This is a genomic window from Acinetobacter sp. TSRC1-2 (genome assembly GCF_049895885.1).
Taxonomy (GTDB): Bacteria; Pseudomonadota; Gammaproteobacteria; order Pseudomonadales; family Moraxellaceae; genus Acinetobacter.
This window is the reverse complement of the sequence record NZ_JAFCTF010000001.1, coordinates 397,635-414,726: the sequence shown is the minus strand read 5'-3', so window position 1 is coordinate 414,726 and position 17,092 is coordinate 397,635. Positions and strand designations below refer to the sequence as shown.

At 38.8% G+C, this 17,092-nt stretch carries 19 protein-coding genes; 15 read left to right on the top strand and 4 right to left on the bottom strand.

Annotated elements, in window-relative coordinates:
• The first annotated feature begins 275 nt into the window (after positions 1 to 275).
• The 15 genes from ACP69Y_RS01935 (at position 276) to ACP69Y_RS01865 (ending at position 14,479) form a co-directional block, all read left to right on the top strand.
• The gene (locus ACP69Y_RS01935; RefSeq protein ID WP_425915670.1) at positions 276 to 1,466 is read left to right on the top strand and encodes a TerD family protein; all 1,191 of its coding nucleotides are present in this window, start codon (positions 276 to 278) and stop codon (positions 1,464 to 1,466) included.
• Positions 1,467 to 1,507: 41 nt separating this feature from the next.
• Complete coding sequence (locus ACP69Y_RS01930) at positions 1,508 to 2,083, top strand: TerD family protein (RefSeq protein ID WP_425915668.1); 576 nt, start codon at positions 1,508 to 1,510, stop codon at positions 2,081 to 2,083.
• 20 nt (positions 2,084 to 2,103) lie between these two features.
• Positions 2,104 to 3,174, top strand: coding sequence for a DUF475 domain-containing protein (locus tag ACP69Y_RS01925; RefSeq protein ID WP_425915666.1), 1,071 nt, complete (start codon positions 2,104 to 2,106; stop codon positions 3,172 to 3,174).
• Positions 3,175 to 3,200: 26 nt separating this feature from the next.
• Positions 3,201 to 3,779 carry a TerD family protein gene (locus ACP69Y_RS01920; RefSeq protein WP_067655917.1) on the top strand — a complete coding sequence of 193 codons (579 nt, stop codon included), beginning with the start codon at positions 3,201 to 3,203 and terminating at the stop codon, positions 3,777 to 3,779.
• A 106-nt stretch (positions 3,780 to 3,885) separates the two neighbouring features.
• Complete coding sequence (locus ACP69Y_RS01915) at positions 3,886 to 5,235, top strand: VWA domain-containing protein (protein WP_425915664.1); 1,350 nt, start codon at positions 3,886 to 3,888, stop codon at positions 5,233 to 5,235.
• 9 nt (positions 5,236 to 5,244) lie between these two features.
• On the top strand, positions 5,245 to 5,967 hold the full coding sequence (locus ACP69Y_RS01910) for a TIGR00266 family protein (protein ID WP_425915662.1): 723 nt from the start codon (positions 5,245 to 5,247) through the stop codon (positions 5,965 to 5,967).
• A gap of 11 nt (positions 5,968 to 5,978) precedes the next feature.
• Positions 5,979 to 6,563 carry a TerD family protein gene (locus tag ACP69Y_RS01905; protein WP_425915660.1) on the top strand — a complete coding sequence of 195 codons (585 nt, stop codon included), beginning with the start codon at positions 5,979 to 5,981 and terminating at the stop codon, positions 6,561 to 6,563.
• A 373-nt stretch (positions 6,564 to 6,936) separates the two neighbouring features.
• Positions 6,937 to 7,233 carry a helix-turn-helix domain-containing protein gene (locus ACP69Y_RS01900; RefSeq protein WP_425915658.1) on the top strand — a complete coding sequence of 99 codons (297 nt, stop codon included), beginning with the start codon at positions 6,937 to 6,939 and terminating at the stop codon, positions 7,231 to 7,233.
• Entirely contained in the window at positions 7,181 to 7,651 is a 471-nt protein-coding gene (locus ACP69Y_RS01895) for a transposase family protein (RefSeq protein ID WP_425915656.1), read from the top strand. Before ACP69Y_RS01900 ends, ACP69Y_RS01895 begins: the two co-directional genes overlap by 53 nt.
• 279 nt (positions 7,652 to 7,930) lie before the next feature.
• Positions 7,931 to 9,520, top strand: a complete 1,590-nt coding sequence (locus tag ACP69Y_RS01890; protein ID WP_425915654.1) for a peptide chain release factor 3 — start codon at positions 7,931 to 7,933, stop codon at positions 9,518 to 9,520.
• 376 nt (positions 9,521 to 9,896) lie between these two features.
• On the top strand, positions 9,897 to 10,721 hold the full coding sequence (locus ACP69Y_RS01885) for a hypothetical protein (RefSeq protein WP_425915652.1): 825 nt from the start codon (positions 9,897 to 9,899) through the stop codon (positions 10,719 to 10,721).
• 67 nt (positions 10,722 to 10,788) lie between these two features.
• Positions 10,789 to 11,781 carry an RsiV family protein gene (locus ACP69Y_RS01880; RefSeq protein ID WP_425916056.1) on the top strand — a complete coding sequence of 331 codons (993 nt, stop codon included), beginning with the start codon at positions 10,789 to 10,791 and terminating at the stop codon, positions 11,779 to 11,781.
• Complete coding sequence (locus tag ACP69Y_RS01875) at positions 11,781 to 12,602, top strand: TatD family hydrolase (protein WP_425915650.1); 822 nt, start codon at positions 11,781 to 11,783, stop codon at positions 12,600 to 12,602. The genes ACP69Y_RS01880 and ACP69Y_RS01875 overlap by 1 nt, the downstream gene beginning before the upstream one ends.
• Before the next feature lie 175 nt (positions 12,603 to 12,777).
• Positions 12,778 to 13,512 carry a Bax inhibitor-1/YccA family protein gene (locus ACP69Y_RS01870; protein ID WP_425915648.1) on the top strand — a complete coding sequence of 245 codons (735 nt, stop codon included), beginning with the start codon at positions 12,778 to 12,780 and terminating at the stop codon, positions 13,510 to 13,512.
• A gap of 160 nt (positions 13,513 to 13,672) precedes the next feature.
• Positions 13,673 to 14,479: an enoyl-ACP reductase FabI gene (locus tag ACP69Y_RS01865; protein WP_131216436.1), complete on the top strand. Its 807-nt coding sequence runs from the start codon at positions 13,673 to 13,675 to the stop codon at positions 14,477 to 14,479.
• Positions 14,480 to 14,706: 227 nt separating this feature from the next.
• On the opposite strand, the gene secB is transcribed toward ACP69Y_RS01865, so the two are convergent.
• The 4 genes from secB to rsgA form a co-directional block, all read right to left on the bottom strand.
• On the bottom strand, positions 14,707 to 15,159 hold the full coding sequence (gene secB / locus ACP69Y_RS01860; RefSeq protein WP_425915646.1) for a protein-export chaperone SecB: 453 nt from the start codon (positions 15,157 to 15,159) through the stop codon (positions 14,707 to 14,709).
• A 38-nt stretch (positions 15,160 to 15,197) separates the two neighbouring features.
• The gene (gene grxC / locus ACP69Y_RS01855) at positions 15,198 to 15,452 is read right to left on the bottom strand and encodes a glutaredoxin 3 (RefSeq protein ID WP_425915644.1); all 255 of its coding nucleotides are present in this window, start codon (positions 15,450 to 15,452) and stop codon (positions 15,198 to 15,200) included.
• A 21-nt stretch (positions 15,453 to 15,473) separates the two neighbouring features.
• Positions 15,474 to 15,881, bottom strand: coding sequence for a rhodanese-like domain-containing protein (locus tag ACP69Y_RS01850; protein WP_131216430.1), 408 nt, complete (start codon positions 15,879 to 15,881; stop codon positions 15,474 to 15,476).
• Positions 15,882 to 15,974: 93 nt separating this feature from the next.
• Positions 15,975 to 17,033, bottom strand: a complete 1,059-nt coding sequence (gene rsgA, locus ACP69Y_RS01845; RefSeq protein WP_425915642.1) for a small ribosomal subunit biogenesis GTPase RsgA — start codon at positions 17,031 to 17,033, stop codon at positions 15,975 to 15,977.
• Positions 17,034 to 17,092: the final 59 nt, after the last annotated feature.

Below are 17,092 nucleotides of genomic sequence, written 5' to 3'. Positions count from 1 at the left end.
CTTAAATAAAAATTATAAATTTATGCTTCTATTGTACATGGAATATATTAAATTTTTTATGTCATAAATTAAATAATTAGTCAAAAAATTCATTAGGCTACTCTAAGCTCAGTGAAGTGGTAGCTAGTTTTTATACTGTTACGCTTGCCGCTTGAATCCGCCTATGTTAAAACAATATAGAATCAATAAAATAATTTTTAATATATTCTTTATATTTATATAATTCAGATACTTAACTGGTTAAACGAAACATTACAATATTGTAAGAGGGTAGTATGCAACTCATTGCGGGTGGAAACATTGCTTTAGCATCTGAAGTAGTGGAAATATTAATAAAAACCAGCATTCCTAATCAAGTAGAAGTTGATTGTACTGCATATCTTTTAGCACAAGGTACGCAAAAAGTGCGTGGCGATCAGGACATGATCTTTTATGGACAAACTCAAACACAGAATCAAAGTGTAGTACTGATTCAGTCTAATTCCAATAACCCATATTTAACTAAATTTAAGATTAATACAGCATTACTTGATCCACAAATTCAAAAAGTTACTTTATGTGCAACTATCAGTGAACCAAATAATTTTAGTCGAATCGCTCCTATTCATATTGAACTTCTATCTGGTACTCAAACCATCGCCAATGCATTGATTCAGACTCAGTCTAAAACAGAAAAAGCATTAATTCTGGCAGAAGTATATAAGCATAATGATAAGTGGAAATTTAGATTTATTGATCAAGGCTTTAATGGAGGGTTAAAACCTTTGGCTGAAAACTTTGGTGTGGTGATTAATGAAACCACAACGAATACTTCACCAACACCAACACCAACACCAACACCAACAAAGTCAAATATAAATTTATCCAAAATTAAGTTAGATAAAAATAACTCGACAGTTAATCTTAGTAAGAACGGTTCAGCTTTTGGCAAAATTTCAGTCAATTTAAATTGGAATAAATCTGCACCTAAATCCGAATCCTTTTTTCAAAAATTAACCCGTTCCAATTCAATCGACTTAGATTTGGGTGCGATGGTACAGCTTAAAGATGGAAACATTGATTTAGTGCAGCCGCTTGGAAACCGATTTGGCGATTTTGATCGTGCTCCCTATATGAAATTAGAAGCTGATGACCGCACAGGAGCATCACTCAATGGGGAAAACCTGCATATTAACGGCACTCAATGGGATCGTATTGAGCGTATTGTAATCTACACTTATATTTATGAAGGTGCAGCCCAATGGGCTGCCACCGATGGCGTGGTAACAATTCGTATTCCAGATCAACCGGAAATTGAGGTGCGCTTAACAGAAGGTAACCAACTAAATACCTGTGCAATTATAGAATTAAGAAATGTTAACGGTACTATTCAAGCCAATCGTGAAGTACGTTATTTTGAAGGTCAAAAAAGCTTAGACCAGTTTTATGGTTTTGGTTTTCGTTGGACCAAAGGCTCAAAAGATTAAATAAACTTAAAAAATATATCTAATCACCCAAAGGAAAGATCATGGCTATTTCATTAAATAAAGGTGGAAATCTATCTTTAAGTAAAACCGATCCATCCCTAAACCAAGTTTTGATTGGTTTGGGGTGGGATGCACGTGCAACCGATGGTGCCGATTTTGACTTGGACGCTTCTGCCTTCTTGTTAGCTGCCAATGACAAAGTCCGCGGCGAAACAGATTTTATTTTTTATAACCAAACCCGATCGCCAGAAGGTTCTGTAGAGCATACCGGTGATAACCGTACCGGTGCGGGTGATGGTGACGATGAAGCGGTTAAAATTGATTTGGCTAAAGTTCCTGCTGATGTGCAGAAGATTGCCATTACTGTGACGATTCATGACGCTGAAAGCCGCAGTCAAAATTTTGGTCAAGTGCAAAATGCTTTTATTCGTGTCGTTAATGATCAAACGAATGTCGAAATTGTCCGTTTTGATTTAAATGAAGATTATTCAACTGAAACCGCAATGATTTTTGGTGAATTATATCGTCATAATGGTGAATGGAAATTTAGAGCCGTAGGTCAAGGCTATAATGGCGGTCTACGTGCCATGTGTGGTCAATATGGCATCAATATTTAAACTTTGTTATTAGGTAAAAAATGAAACATTTCCGTTTTTCGATAATTTTTACCATCATATGCTTAGCTATTTCAGCATATTGGGGCTTCACACATGGTCCTGAAGCCGGTCTGATGGCCATGTTTAAAGTCTTGGCTATTACCTCTATCCTGGCTGTGATGGAGGTTTCGTTATCTTTTGATAATGCGGTTGTCAATGCTTCTGTATTGAAACATTGGGATCAATTCTGGCGCACACTGTTTTTAACCGTCGGGATTATCGTTGCCGTGTTTGGTATGCGATTAGTCTTTCCTTTACTCATTGTTGGTGTGACTGCAGACATGAGTATGATTGAGGTAGCTAAATTAGCGTTAAATGATCCTAAGTCCTATTCAGAAAAGCTTATGGCTCATCATGCTGAAATTGCAGCATTTGGTGGTATGTTCTTATTGTTAGTCTTCTTGAATTTCTTGTTTGATGATGAAAAAGATGAACATTGGTTTCACTGGCTTGAATCAAGACTAGCAGATTTAGGCAATATTCAGGCTATTTCGGTCTTTATTTCACTGGTTGTTCTACTTATTCTAGCAAGCTATATCCCTGATACATCACGTTTAGTCGTTGTGATGGCTGGAATATGGGGTATTGTCGTGTATGTGGGTGTGAAAGTCATTGGTCATCTATTGGAAGGCAGTAGCAATGATGATGAGTCTGAAAAATCCAATGGTGCAACAGCAACAGGTACTATTGTCAAAGGTGGTATTGGTGGTTTCTTATATCTAGAAGTATTAGATGCATCTTTTAGTTTCGATGGTGTAATCGGTGCTTTTGCAATTACCAGCGATGTGGTAATTATTATGCTTGGTCTGGCCATTGGTGCGATGTTTGTTCGTTCCATGACCATTTACCTGGTTGAAAAAGGCACCCTTGATGCCTATATATATTTAGAACATGGCGCCCATTATGCAATTGGCGCACTTGCGTTTATTATGTTGGCCAGTGGCACAGGTTTACATATTCCAGAAGTTATTACAGGACTGGTGGGTGTTGCCTTCATTGTTTGGGCTGTTATCTCTTCAATTTCATATAGTAAAAAGCAACAATCTTCATAAAGTAAATCTGATAAGGAAACAAAAAAATGGCGATTAATTTATCAAAAGGCGGAAACATTAACCTGTCTAAAACTGCACCGACAATGAATAAAGTCGATTTAGGTTTAGGTTGGAATCCACGCGCTACGGATGGTAAAGCATTCGATCTAGATGCTGTTGCATTCTTAACAGGTGAAGACGGTAAAGTGCGTTTAGATGGCGAATTTATTTTCTTCAATCAAAAAGTGTCGCCATGTGGGTCAGTGACTCATAATGGTGATAACCGCACTGGCGATGGTGATGGTGATGATGAAACCATTTCAGTCGACCTGTCTAAGGTTCCTCAAGAAGTTGCAAAAATTGTATTTGCAGTAACGATTCATGAAGGCCAGCAGAATGGTCAAAACTTTGGTATGGTCGATCGAGCTTATATCCGTGTGATTAACCAAGACGCAAATGCAGAAGAATTGGCGCGTTTTGATTTGTCTGAAGATGGTAGCACTGAAGTTGCGATGATCTTTGGTGAATTATATCGTCACAATGGCGAATGGAAATTCAAAGCGGTCGGTCAAGGTTTTAATGGCGGATTAGGTGCTTTAGCAGCAAGTTATGGTGTTGCGGTTTAAATCATTAAAGAGAGTACTAAAAGATTTATCTTTTAGTACTTGAAAGCAATCTGTACCAAATTAATTTTTAGCCGATTGTTTTCAAGTACTATTATTGAGAATAACAATGCTGCTAGTTTCTGGACAAAAAATAGCACTGAATCAACTCATTCAAAACGATACCAAATTTGAATTAGCCATTCAGTTTATTGCTAATTTTGATGTAGATATTTCAAGCTTTGGAATTGGTCTAAATGATACGCTCTATCACGATGACTATATGACTTTTTATAATCAACCTCAGACTCCCAAAGGTGAAGTAGAATTAACTTTAGAGCAGAAAAATTCATCTTTGAATAGCGCTGTCTTTCATTTTGATTTAAGTAAAATTGATCCGAATCAAACCCCAAGATTTGTAATTTGTGCAACAGTCGCAAATGCACATTCTACAATGCGCGAAATCCAAAATGGCCAAATTGATTTGATCCATTCATCAGGTCAGGTATTAGCAACTTATCCATTAAATACATCAAGTTTGATTCAAGAAAAAGCTTTGATGCTAATCGAAATTTATTTTAAAAGTAATGTTTGGCGCGTGGCGGCAATCGGTCAAGGCTTTAACGGTGGATTGAAAGCACTTGTCGAGCATTTTGGTGGAGATGTCGCAGAACCTGTTATAACCACATTCATTATACCGTCCGTTCACGCATCTACGATTAAAGCTTCTACTCCAGTCGCGAACACCTCTAGCATTGATTTAAAGAAAAAAACAGTTCTCGATAAAATTGAAAAAGCAGCACCATATCTGATTGATCTCGCTAAAAAATCTTTGCTGAGTTTAGAAAAAAACAAGCTGCTCAATGTGAAAGCAAGAGTAGCTTTGATTTTAGATTATTCAGGATCAATGAATAAACAATATAAAAATGGCGATGTACAAAGCGTTTTAGATCGCATCATGCCGCTTGCAGTCAATTTTGATGATGACGGCAATTTTGAGTGCTGGGCTTTTGCTGAGAAACCTTTAAGACTGAGCGATGTCAGTCTGAAAAATTTAAATCATTATATTGAAACCGAAAGTGGTGGTCATAAATCTTGGAAAGCAGGCGCGCGTTTTAACAATGAACCTGCTGTTCTAGAGACTGTATTAGAATATTTCACCCAAGAAAGTTGTTCAGATTTACCTGTATATGTGGTGTTTATTTCAGATGGTGGCGTATCTGAAACCAAGAAAATTAAACACATTTTAAAGCATGCCTCAAAACAGCCTATTTTTTGGCAATTTGTCGGAATAGGTGGACGGCATTATGGTGTATTAGAGCAGTTAGATACCATGGATGGGCGTGAAGTTGATAACTGTAACTTCTTTGAGATGGACAATATTCAGAGCATGCCAGAAGCACAGCTGTATGATTTGTTACTCCAAGAGTTTCCATTATGGCTAAAAGATGCAAAAGCTAAAAACATTGTTAAAAAATAGGAGACGAAAATGGCAGAGTTGAATCTTGTTGGCAGCCCTGAACCTTTTCTACACGTTAGCATGAAGAAAGGTGAATACATTTATTGTGAATCTGATGCAATGGTGATGGTAGAACAAAATCTGGAAGTAAGTGGTAAATTACGAGGCGGCATTTTTCAAGCGTTTATGCGTAGATTTACCTCAGGCGAGTCCTTATTCCAACAGCAAATTAAAGCCAAAACTGGGGATGGAGAGTGTTTGTTATCGCCTAATTTGGATGGCGATATGCAGATTCTTGAGGTTGGACAACGTCAGTATATTTTATCTGATGGTGCCTTTGTTGCTGCAACCGAACATACTAATATTAAAGCGAAAGTGCAGAGCAATATTGGTGGAGCTATGTTTGGTGGAACAGGCGGTTTTGTCGTTATGGAAACTAGTGGACAAGGCAAAGTGTGCATTTCTGGCAGTGGAACCTTACTCGAGCTAGAGATTACGCCTGAACAAGGTGAAGTGACGATAGATAATGGTCATGTCGCGGCATGGGATGCTTCACTCAATTACAATATTGGTATCCCAAACTCAGGTGGTGGTGGATTTGTTGGCAATATTGTCAATAGTTTCACCAGCGGAGAAGGCCTAGTGATTAAGTTTCGTGGGCACGGTAAAGTGATCGTATGTTCACGTAATCGTGCAAGTTATCTACAGTGGTTAGCAACAGCTTTAGGTCGCAATAATTCAAATTCAAACTGAGGAAAATAGTAATGGGTATTAGCTTAGTAAAAGGGCAAAAAATTTCTTTAGAAAAAGGTGATGGTTCATCTTTAACTAAAATATTTCTTGGAGCTGGTTGGGATGTGGCAAAAAAAGGTGGTTTACTGGGAATGTTTGGTGGTGGGGGGGATTCAATAGACCTTGATGCCTCTGCAATCATGTTTGATGAGAAAAACATAGCAGTAGACAGTATTTGGTTTGGTCAATTAAATAGTCGCGATGGAAGTATTAAACATTCTGGAGATAACCGTACTGGTGATGGGGATGGTGATGATGAAGCAATCCATGTGGATCTAACTCGAGTTCCTAGCCAGGTAAAATCTATCGTATTTACCATCAGCAGCTTCCGTGGGCAAACTTTTGAAAAAGTTGAAAATGCTTACTGTCGTTTGGTGGACGCGACAACGAACACTGAAATTGCAAAATATAATTTATCTGCAAAAGGAAGTTATACAGCGTTAATTATCGCTAAAGTTTATCGTCATAACGGTGCATGGAAAATGTCTGCATTGGGTGAAACCTGCAATGGAAAAACCATTCAAGATATGGTTCCGTCAATTTTGCCTGTTTTATAATATAATTTAAGTTTATAAGAACAGCTCGATAAATTGAATGAACGAATTTATTTCGCTGTTCTTAAAAAATAAGATTGAACAGACTTCTTTCATAATTCATTTTTGCGTGGTTCCATTGAAATTTTTTTATCATAAACTTAGAGTGATTTAGGCTTAAATCAGACTTGAATTTACCTTTTGAACAAATAATAGACTTCTTTCATAAATCAAAAAATGATCTTTTTTGATGGACATTTGTACCACATATTTTTGAGAATTTATGCATAATTTATCGATGAAATACATCGACTCTAAGAGGCTTTCTGATCTTCAGTTCAAGCGATACACAAGCATATCTTAGTCAACTTTCAACCTGATAGTTGAGCAATTAAAGATGCATGTTCCGAGCAAAGGTAGACCACCTAAATTAAGCATACAAGATCAACTTCTTCTGTGCTTAAGCTATTGGCTGGAATACCGAACTTTATTTCATGTGGCAACCAGTTACGGTGTTTCAGAACCGACTGCTTCGAGAATTGTTCACCATGTCGAAGACTGCTTAATTCAATCAAATCTCTTTAATTTGCTAAAGGATTTACCGCAAGGTGAAGGGATTAATTGGAATGTTGTCATCATAGATGCAACTGAAACTCCAATTCAAGAACCCAAAAAAACAGAAGCAAAGCTATAGGGGTAAGAAAAAGAAGCATACCTTGAAAGTTCAAGCAGTGATCCACTATAAGACTCAGGAAATTCTAAGTTTATGTATGTGTAAAGATACAGTGCATGACTTTGAATTATTTAAGAAACATTTAAAGCAGATTCCAGTGGATGCCTTTATTCTTGGGGATAATGGCTGTCAAGGGATTTACAGTGTTTATGCGCAAAGTTTATTGCCTTTTAAAGCAAAACGACGCTGTAAACTAGATCCTGAGTTAAAAGTATATAACCGAGAAATTAACAACAGAAGAATTGGAATTGAGCACGTATTTGGTGATTTGAAAACCTTTAAGATTCTTGCTGAGCGTTATCGAAATAGAGGAAAAAGATTAGGGCTCAGATTCAATTTGATTGCTGGAATTTACAACATGGAGTTGAGTAAAAAATGATTTATGAAAGAACTCTATTTTTGTCTTTAAGCTCTTCTGACTTTCTAGCAATGAAGCGAGCAGGAATTAACTATGGCGTAAATGCCACATCGGTTAGGGGTTTGTAGTTCTTTAAATTCTCATTCAAATTTTTCATTTCACAGTATCTTATTTTTCAGTCATGGAAGCATGTTAAGCAATCATATATAATTACACCAATTTCAAATTTCTCTTATCGCACAATTTCTCATCACTTTTCATTATGTGTACAAATGTGTGTACAAATTGCAGATTTAATATATGTTTAAAGACGAATTAGTCAATCAGGTAAAGGCCCGTAGAACTTTTGCTATTATTTCCCACCCTGATGCTGGTAAAACCACTATGACAGAAAAACTATTGTTATGGGGTAAAGCGATTCAGGTTGCCGGAATGGTCAAAAGCCGTAAGTCAGACCGTGCTGCAACGTCTGACTGGATGGAAATGGAAAAAGAACGTGGTATTTCCATCACCACCTCGGTTATGCAGTTTCCCTATAAAAAGCATGTGATTAACTTACTTGACACCCCGGGACATGAAGATTTTTCGGAAGATACTTACCGTACTTTAACTGCAGTTGACTCTGCACTGATGGTGATTGACGGTGCAAAAGGTGTCGAAGATCGTACTATTAAATTGATGGAAGTGTGTCGTATGCGCGACACGCCGATCATTTCTTTCGTCAACAAAATGGACCGTGAAATCCGCGAGCCATTAGAATTGCTTGACGAAATTGAAAACGTGTTGAAAATCCGTTGTGTGCCATTGACCTGGCCAATGGGTACAGGACGTGATTTTGCCGGTGTATATAATCTTTTAGAAGAAAAATTTTACGTTTACAAAGCCGGTTTTGGCTCGACCATTACCGACATTGAAATTCGTGACGGTTATGATTATCCAGACTTGCGTGAAAAAGTCGGTGATCTTGCTTTTGCTGCTTTTGAAGAGTCTTTGGAACTGGTACAAATGGCCAACGATCCGATTGATCGTGAGCTATTCTTGCAAGGTAAACAAACACCGGTATTATTCGGTACTGCTTTAGGTAACTTTGCGGTAGATCATGTTCTAGATGCTTTCATTAATTTAGCACCTGAGCCAAAAGCGCACCCAACTAAAGAGCGTACTGTAGAGGCAACTGAAGAAGGTTTCACTGGCTTCGTATTTAAAATTCAGGCCAATATGGATCCGAAGCATCGTGACCGTATTGCATTCATGCGTATCTGTTCAGGCAAGTATGAAAAAGGTTTAAAAATGAATCATGTACGTCTGGGTAAAGATGTGCGGATCAGTGATGCCTTGACCTTCCTGGCAGGTGAACGTGAACAGCTAGAAGAAGCGTGGCCAGGTGATATCATTGGTTTACACAACCACGGTACGATTCAAATCGGCGATGCTTTTTCATCGGGTGAGGATATTCACTTCACCGGCATTCCACACTTTGCCCCAGAAATGTTCCGTCGTGTACGTTTAAAAGATCCGCTAAAATCCAAGCAACTTCAAAAAGGCTTGAAAGAGCTTTCTGAAGAGGGTGCAACTCAGGTCTTCATGCCACAAATCAATAATGACTTGATTGTAGGCGCAGTCGGTGTACTTCAGTTTGAAGTGGTGGCGTACCGCTTGAAAGAAGAATACAAGGTTGACTGTGTTTATGAGCCGGTAAACATTAATACGGTTCGTTGGGTGACATGTGATGATGAAAAGAAATTCAATGAATTTAAGAAAAAAGCGCATGACCAATTGTCGATTGACGGTGGTGGTCATTTGACTTACCTGGCGCCAAGTCGTGTGAACTTGCAACTCATGCAAGAGCGTTATCCCGATATTCAGTTCCGTGCTACACGCGAACACTAAACATAACGAAAAATAAAACAGCTTCTTTATGAAGCTGTTTTATTAAGGGGCTATTAACCCTTCATAAATAGTTTGCGCTGTGTGCTAAAATTAAGCAGATAAGGCATGAAACGCAAAGAATAGCGAGACTATTTTTAAGTTTCATAACGAAATCTGGGAAAATTTTAGCCACAGCCTTTAAGGACTAGCATATTTTTTTGCTGCTATGTCGTTACAAAGCAGTTATTTAGAATGACTAAATTTCCTGCTTCCTGCCTCATATCAGCAAAAAATATGTGTCGTCGCAAACATCGATGAAGTGTTAACAGACCCCATTAGAATCATTGATATAGATACATTTATACAGATCAGTCAATTTAGAAAAAGAGTTGTAAGCATGAACGGGAAAATAGTGGGTGCATCAGTGATCATCATTGGTCTGATGCTGAGTGCTTGTGATGCTTCAAAAAAAGAACAACCAGATCAATCCCATGAAAAGTCTGAAACTTCAGTATTAAAAACTGAGCAAGCAGAGGTGTTGCCATATTTAAATATCCAAGAACAAGATGCAAAAATTGCCTTACCCTTTTGTGAAACCAAAAATTGTATTGATTTAAGTATTCAAAGCGTACATACCGCAGATGCCTGGTTAAATGACTGGATTGCCAAAAGCCAAGCAGTGGTGATTCAAGATCAAATTGGACTTAAACAGGACATGAGTTTACAGCAGACGATCAATGCATATGTAAAAAAATCAGATGCTTGGCAGGCTGAATTTTCTAAAAATAAAGCCTATGAATTGGCGATGTATACCCGAATTGCCTATCAGCGTAATCAATATGTCTTGATGCAATTAGGCGTGGATACCAATCAAGAAGGCATTAAAGTTAAAGAACGCTATTACTTTTTCGTGGCCGATCGCAAAAAACAGAAAGCAGTGACTTTATTGGAGTTAATTGAGCCTAAGCAGCAAAATACCGTGAATAACCTTGTACAGCAGGCTTATCAAAAATGGTTAAAAGAACAAACCACCGAAGTGAAAAAGCATTCACCCAAAAAACTGTATTGGGGACAAGCAGACTGGTTCTTTGATCAAGAAGGAGTCGGTTTACACTATCGTACCCATGAAATTGTTAAAGACGGAACACAACTGGACATCTATTTAACCAAACAACAAACCAAGCAGATATTGAAAGCTGATGCGTATCAGCATATGTTCTAGTAATCCCGTAATAAATATGTACATCTAACAGAAGTCCATTTACCCGATTAAACTGATAGGTCAGATGATGCTAAAAAATAAAACAATTTTTACCATGAGTATTCTTGCAGCAGCAATTGCATTGAGTGCCTGCCAGCCTAAGCAAACCGAACCTAAACAGGAGGATACAGCCGCATCTCAAGCTGTGGCACAACCTGAAGTTTTAAAATTGGCAGGGGATTCTGAAAAGTTAAGCTTGGATTTACCTGAATGTGATGGTAATAGCTGTCCAGAGATTTCTATAGAACGTCTGTCCAGTAACCAATCCTTTATCGATGAATTTATTGATCAGCAAGTGTTAAAACGGCTGGATCAAATTTTAGATATGTCTCCGAAATTGGTAAAAGAAAATCAGCAAGCGACTGCTGAAAATCCAAAAGCTTCTAAAGCTCAGAATCAAGCTACAGAACAGGCAGCCTCTTTAGCGATTGAAACACCAAAGCAAAAACTGGAACAACAAGTTGCACCTTATTTAGTGAATTTCTTGTCTTTGGATAAAGAGTTGAAGGCTTTAAGTGCCAATCATCAAATTAGCTTGATGATCAAGCCGAAGATCTTAAATGCAGGCTTGCCTTTAGCAACTGTGGTTTTAAATTCGAGTAGTTATTTGGGTGGAGCACATGGTTCATCATCACAGCGCTACTATAACTTTGATTTGGAAAAGAAAAAACAAGTTGAACTGAACGATATTTTAGCCCCGAATCAAAAAGCAGCTTTGGAAAAGAAAGCCCATGAAGTCTTTAAAGCATGGGTGATTGAGTCCAAGTTGGCGAATAGCGTTGAAGAATATGAACAGGCATGGAAATTTACCTTATCGGATAATTTTTATTTATCCACTCAAGGTTTGATTTTGCAATATGGCGAATATGAAATTGGCCCGTATGTGGTGGGATTACCGCGTTTGACCATTCCTTATGATCAATTGCAAACTGTACTGAAGAAACAGTATTTACCTCAGGTTGAAGCAAAGCAGGCATCGGCACCTGCAGGTACGCCTGCGGTAAATAAAGTCAAACCTTAATGCCTTATCCACTGTTTGATACTCATACCCATTTTGATGTTCCCGACTTTGATCATGATCGGGAACAACTGGCGCGTGCTGCAAAAGCAGTGAGGGTTGAGCGGCTAATTTTGATTGGGTTTGTGCAATCTCGCTTCAAAGATTTACTGCAAACGCAGCATTTTTTAAATCAATTAAAAGATGTGCCGCAAAGTTATTTAGCTCCAGGTCTGCATCCTTTTTATATCGAACAACATCAAAACTCACATCTGAAAGATTTAGAACGACTTTTAAAAAATGAAGCATGTGTGGCTATTGGTGAAATTGGTTTAGATACTTTTTCAAAACAACACAAACAGCCTGAAATATTTAAAAAACAACAAGATTTTTTCTCTGCACAACTTGGAATGGCGCAACAATTTGATAAACCAGTTTTACTGCATATTCGGAAATCGCATGCTGAAACATTGGCTATATTGAAGCAGCATCAATTTAAATTAGGCGGGATTGCACATGCTTTTAGTGGTGGAATAGAAGAAGCAAAAGCTTTTATTAAGCTTGGTTTTAAAATTGGTGTCACCGGGCAAATTACCAATCCTAATGCAAAAAAACTACATGCCGTGGTTCAGGCCATTGGTGCTGAGCATTTGGTTTTGGAAACAGACTGTCCGGATATGACACCATTATGTTGTCAAAGTTCTACCGAACACCGAACCCGAAACACCCCGGCCAATTTGCCTTATGTGTTAGCTGGATTAGCACAATCTCTTCATCTTTCACCCGCTAATCTTGCCTTGCAATTATGGCAAAATTCACTCCATGCCTTAAAACTTGATATCTAAAAAATCTTATGAAATAACCTTTTATCTATAAATATTCGTATTTCATTGCGTAGTTTGTTATGACTATAAGATATTGAGTTACGCTGTTTTGTGGAATATTGCAAAGATCCATCTTGTATCGTTAAAACCTGTCTATACTATTTTAAAAATCTAAATCAAAAATAATGAGTGAATTATGCAAAGTAATAACCCTATTTTAACCCGGGTAGAAACCCAAAGTGATTTTAACCAGACCATGACTGTGCAAGGCGCGATTCAAAAATCAGTGTTATTGACGGTGATTGCTGCTGCGGTAGGCCTATTACTGTTTTTCTATAGCTTCATGACCCTGAATTTATCGCTTGCTTATGCCGGTGCAATGGTTGGTGCGATTGGGGGCTTGATCCTGGCACTCGTTGCTACCTTCAAGCCGAATACAGCACCTATTTTGGCTATTCCTTATGCCTTGTTTGAAGGTGCCTTTTTAGGCGGAATTTCTGTGATATTCCAAGTGAAATTTCCCGGCATCCCTTTACAAGCCTTATTAGCCACCTTTATCACCACCTTGGTGATGTTTGCCTTGTATCGCTTTCAAATTATTCGTGCTACGGAAAAATTTAAAGCCGTGGTGTTGTCTGCATCAATTGCTATTGCAATTGTCTTTGTGGTGCAAATTGTCATGCGTTTGGCTTTTGGCTCAAGTATTCCTTACATTTTTGAAAGCAACTGGCTCGGGATTGGCTTTGCAGCATTTGTTGCAGTGATTGCTTCTTTAAACCTGATTCTCGACTTTGACCTGATTGAATCATCTGCTGCGCAGTACGCGCCGAAAGCGATGGAGTGGTTATGTGGTATTGCTTTGTTAGCGACTTTGGTGTGGATGTACTACTCATTCCTGCGTTTGCTCAGTCTATTGCAGGGTGATGACTAAGCCTTGTAAAAGTAAAATGAACCTAAATAAAAATGCTCCCAGATAGAAGGAGCATTTTTTTATGATTTTACAGAACATGTTAAAAAAAGGCGCATTATGCAATTTCGCAAATGCTCCAGACTTGGCATTATGTTTGTAAATTATTTTGAGTGAGATTCACATGGCACAAGGACTATTGGCGGGCAAGCGCTTTTTAATCGCGGGTATTGCAAGTAAGTTATCGATTGCATTTGGTATTGCTCAAGCTTTACACCGTGAAGGTGCAGAACTTGCATTTACTTATCCAAATGAAAAATTAAAAAAACGTGTTGATGATTTTGCTGCACAATTTGGTTCAACTTTAGTTTTCCCTTGTGATGTGGCTGTTGATGCTGAAATTGACCAGGCTTTTGTCGAATTGGCAAAACATTGGGATGGTTTGGATGGTGTAGTTCATTCGATCGGTTTTGCACCAGCACATACTTTAGATGGCGACTTTACCGATATTACTGACCGTGAAGGCTTCAATATTGCGCATGACATTAGTGCTTATAGCTTTGTTGCCATGGCGCGTGCTGCAAAACCTTTGCTTAAAGTACGCCAAGGTTGCTTGCTGACTTTGACTTATCAAGGTTCTGAACGTGTGATGCCTAATTACAATGTAATGGGTATGGCAAAAGCATCATTGGAAGCAGGTGTGCGTTATTTAGCGTCAAGCCTGGGTAGCGAAGGTATTCGCGTAAATGCCATTTCAGCCGGTCCAATTCGTACCCTTGCTGCATCAGGCATTAAATCTTTCCGTAAAATGTTAGATTTAAATGAAAAAGTTGCGCCACTTAAACGTAATGTAACGATTGAAGATGTCGGCAATGCTGCATTATTCCTATGCTCACCTTGGGCAAATGGGATTACCGGTGAAATTATGTATGTGGATGCGGGCTTTAATACTGTGGGTATGAGCGCAGATTTGATGATGGATGGTGAATAAAAACTCCCTCCTTTGAAAAAGGTGAGAAGCACTGCTTCGCAAGGGGAGGATTCTATCATCTCCCCAAACCCCTCTTTATCAAAGATGACTTTTCCCTCTTCCTTTGGGAGAGGGTTAGGGAGAGGGCGTTAGAATCCCTCCCAACCTCCCTTTAATAAAGGGAGGAATAAAAGCCAATAAAAAAGACCGCATAGGCGGTCTTTTTTATGTGAGGTTGGCTTAAACGATTAAGCTTGACCTTCAGCAGCAACTTGAGCACGTTGCATATTCGCTTCAAATTCAGCATCGAAGTTAATTGGGGTAAGAAGCAGTTGCGGGAAGCTTCCTTTAGTCACCATGTCATTTACAGCTTCGCGTAAGAATGGGAACAAGATATTTGGGCAATATGCACCCAGAATATAAGGAAGACGTTCTTCTTCAACGCTATCAACCAAGAAAATTCCTGATTGTGTTACATCAACGATGAAGGCTGTTTCACCTGCATTATTCGCTTGAACCACAACTTGTAATGCAACTTCATAATGGGTCGCATCAATTTTTTCTGCAGAAGAAGATAGATTGATGTTTAATTCAGGCTGCCATTCTTTGGTAAATACTTGAGCCCCAGGTACTTCAAAAGAAATATCTTTAGTATAAATACGTTCAAGTGCTAATTGCGGTTGAGCTTGTTGTTCACTCATTTTTTAATCCTTAATATGAGGGTGACTTAATGAAAGTATTAAGCCAATAATTCGTTGAGTTTTCCTTCACGCTCTAAAGCATAAAGTTGATCAAAACCACCGATAAATTGGTCGTTAATAAAAATTTGCGGAACAGTACGGTGATTGGTGCGTTGCATCAATTCAACACGTACTTCAGGCGCTTCTTTAGATAAATTAATTTCTTTGTATGCAACGCCTTTACGCTCAAGAAGTTGTTTTGCGCGAACGCAGTAAGGGCATACAGTCGTTGAATAAATTGTTACTTCAGCCATTAAAATATCTCCTTAAGCGAATTACTTGCTTTTAATGAGGGGTAAGCCTTGGACTTTCCAATTGTTCACACCACCATCTAAACGGTAGCTATCAGCATGACCTACTTGTTGTAAAGCTGTACCTGCAATTTGACCCAGGTTACAAATGAACACCAGTGGACGATCCGAAGATTTTAACTCTTCAAGATGGCTTGTAATTTGGCTATACGGAATGTTACGGCTACCGCTGATATGACCTTCACGGAAGTCTTTGGCATCACGTAAATCAATCAACATGGCATTTTTAGCTTTGACTAAAATACCCAAAGATTGTGGTGAAATCTTACGACCATTGCGTTGTCCTTCTAAAACGAAGAACAAGACAATCAATACCCCAAGTGAGCCAAACAAGAAGGGATGATTCCCCATAAATTCCAACCAACGTTCCACAAATCACCTAATTACAATTTAAAATTGCGTAGAGTATAGCTCATAAATATGGCGATCAAAATCGCCGCTTCAAGGGCTAAGCGTTAAGAAATATTAATTTTTTTGCTGTGCTTCAGTAATTTCATCGGTTAAACGCAAATAACTGTCTAAACGACGCTGCAAAATTTCACCCGATTCTGCTGCCAGACGTAAAGCACATTGTTTTTCGTGCTTGTGGGTACAGTTACGGAACTGGCAATGTCCGAGCAGATTTTCAATTTCAGGAAAACCTTGCTGAACTTTGTCTGGGTTTAAATGCCATAAACCAAATTCGCGAATTCCGGGTGAGTCAATTAGTGCTGCACCTTCCCCAAACGCAATTAAACGCGTAGAAGTGGTGGTGTGCTGACCCAGTGCAGAGTTTTCTGAAATAATATTGGTCTTTTGTGCGGCATCCGGAACCATGGCATTAATCAGCGAGCTTTTTCCGACACCTGACTGTCCCACAAAGGCTACAGTTTCACCCGCTAAACGATTTGCCAGTTCAGTTAAATTACCATCAGATTGAGTTTGAATCACTTCATAACCTAATGCTTGATATTCTTGCATTAAGTTCAAAATCGGATCATTTTCTTTGATTAAGTCAGCTTTATTCAGTACTAAAAGCGCAGGAATTTGCGCATCGGCACACGCCACGATATAACGGTCAATCAAGCTTGGCGCAACTTCAGGAAAAGATGCAAACACAATCACAATCAAGCTGACATTGGCGGCCACCGGTTTCACTTTATGGTAGCGGTCAGGACGAGTTAGCAGTGACTGGCGTGGATGAATCGCGGTAATAATGCCGAGTCCGGTATTCGGATCGGCCTGCCATTTCACCCGGTCACCTGTGACCAAGGCTTCCAGATTAGTACGAGTATGACAACGCCAGACACTGCCGAGTTCAATCGGCTTCCAGAACGGGTCGGGTTCGCCTGCTTTGACTTCAGGTTTGATTGGATGCTCATCAGGCGTTGATAGGGCTTGAACCTCAAGTTGACGACCATAGTGCTGTACCACCAAGCCTTCTAGGTCACTTGAAGTGTCTATTTCTTCTTGACGTGTTTGATGTTGTTTCTGAATGCGACGTTGTTGCTGTTCAGTTAAACGACGTTTACGAATTAAAGCCATTCATATCCTAAAAAAAACCATGAACTAAGGCTGTCAAAAATAGCATGAAGCGGGGTACG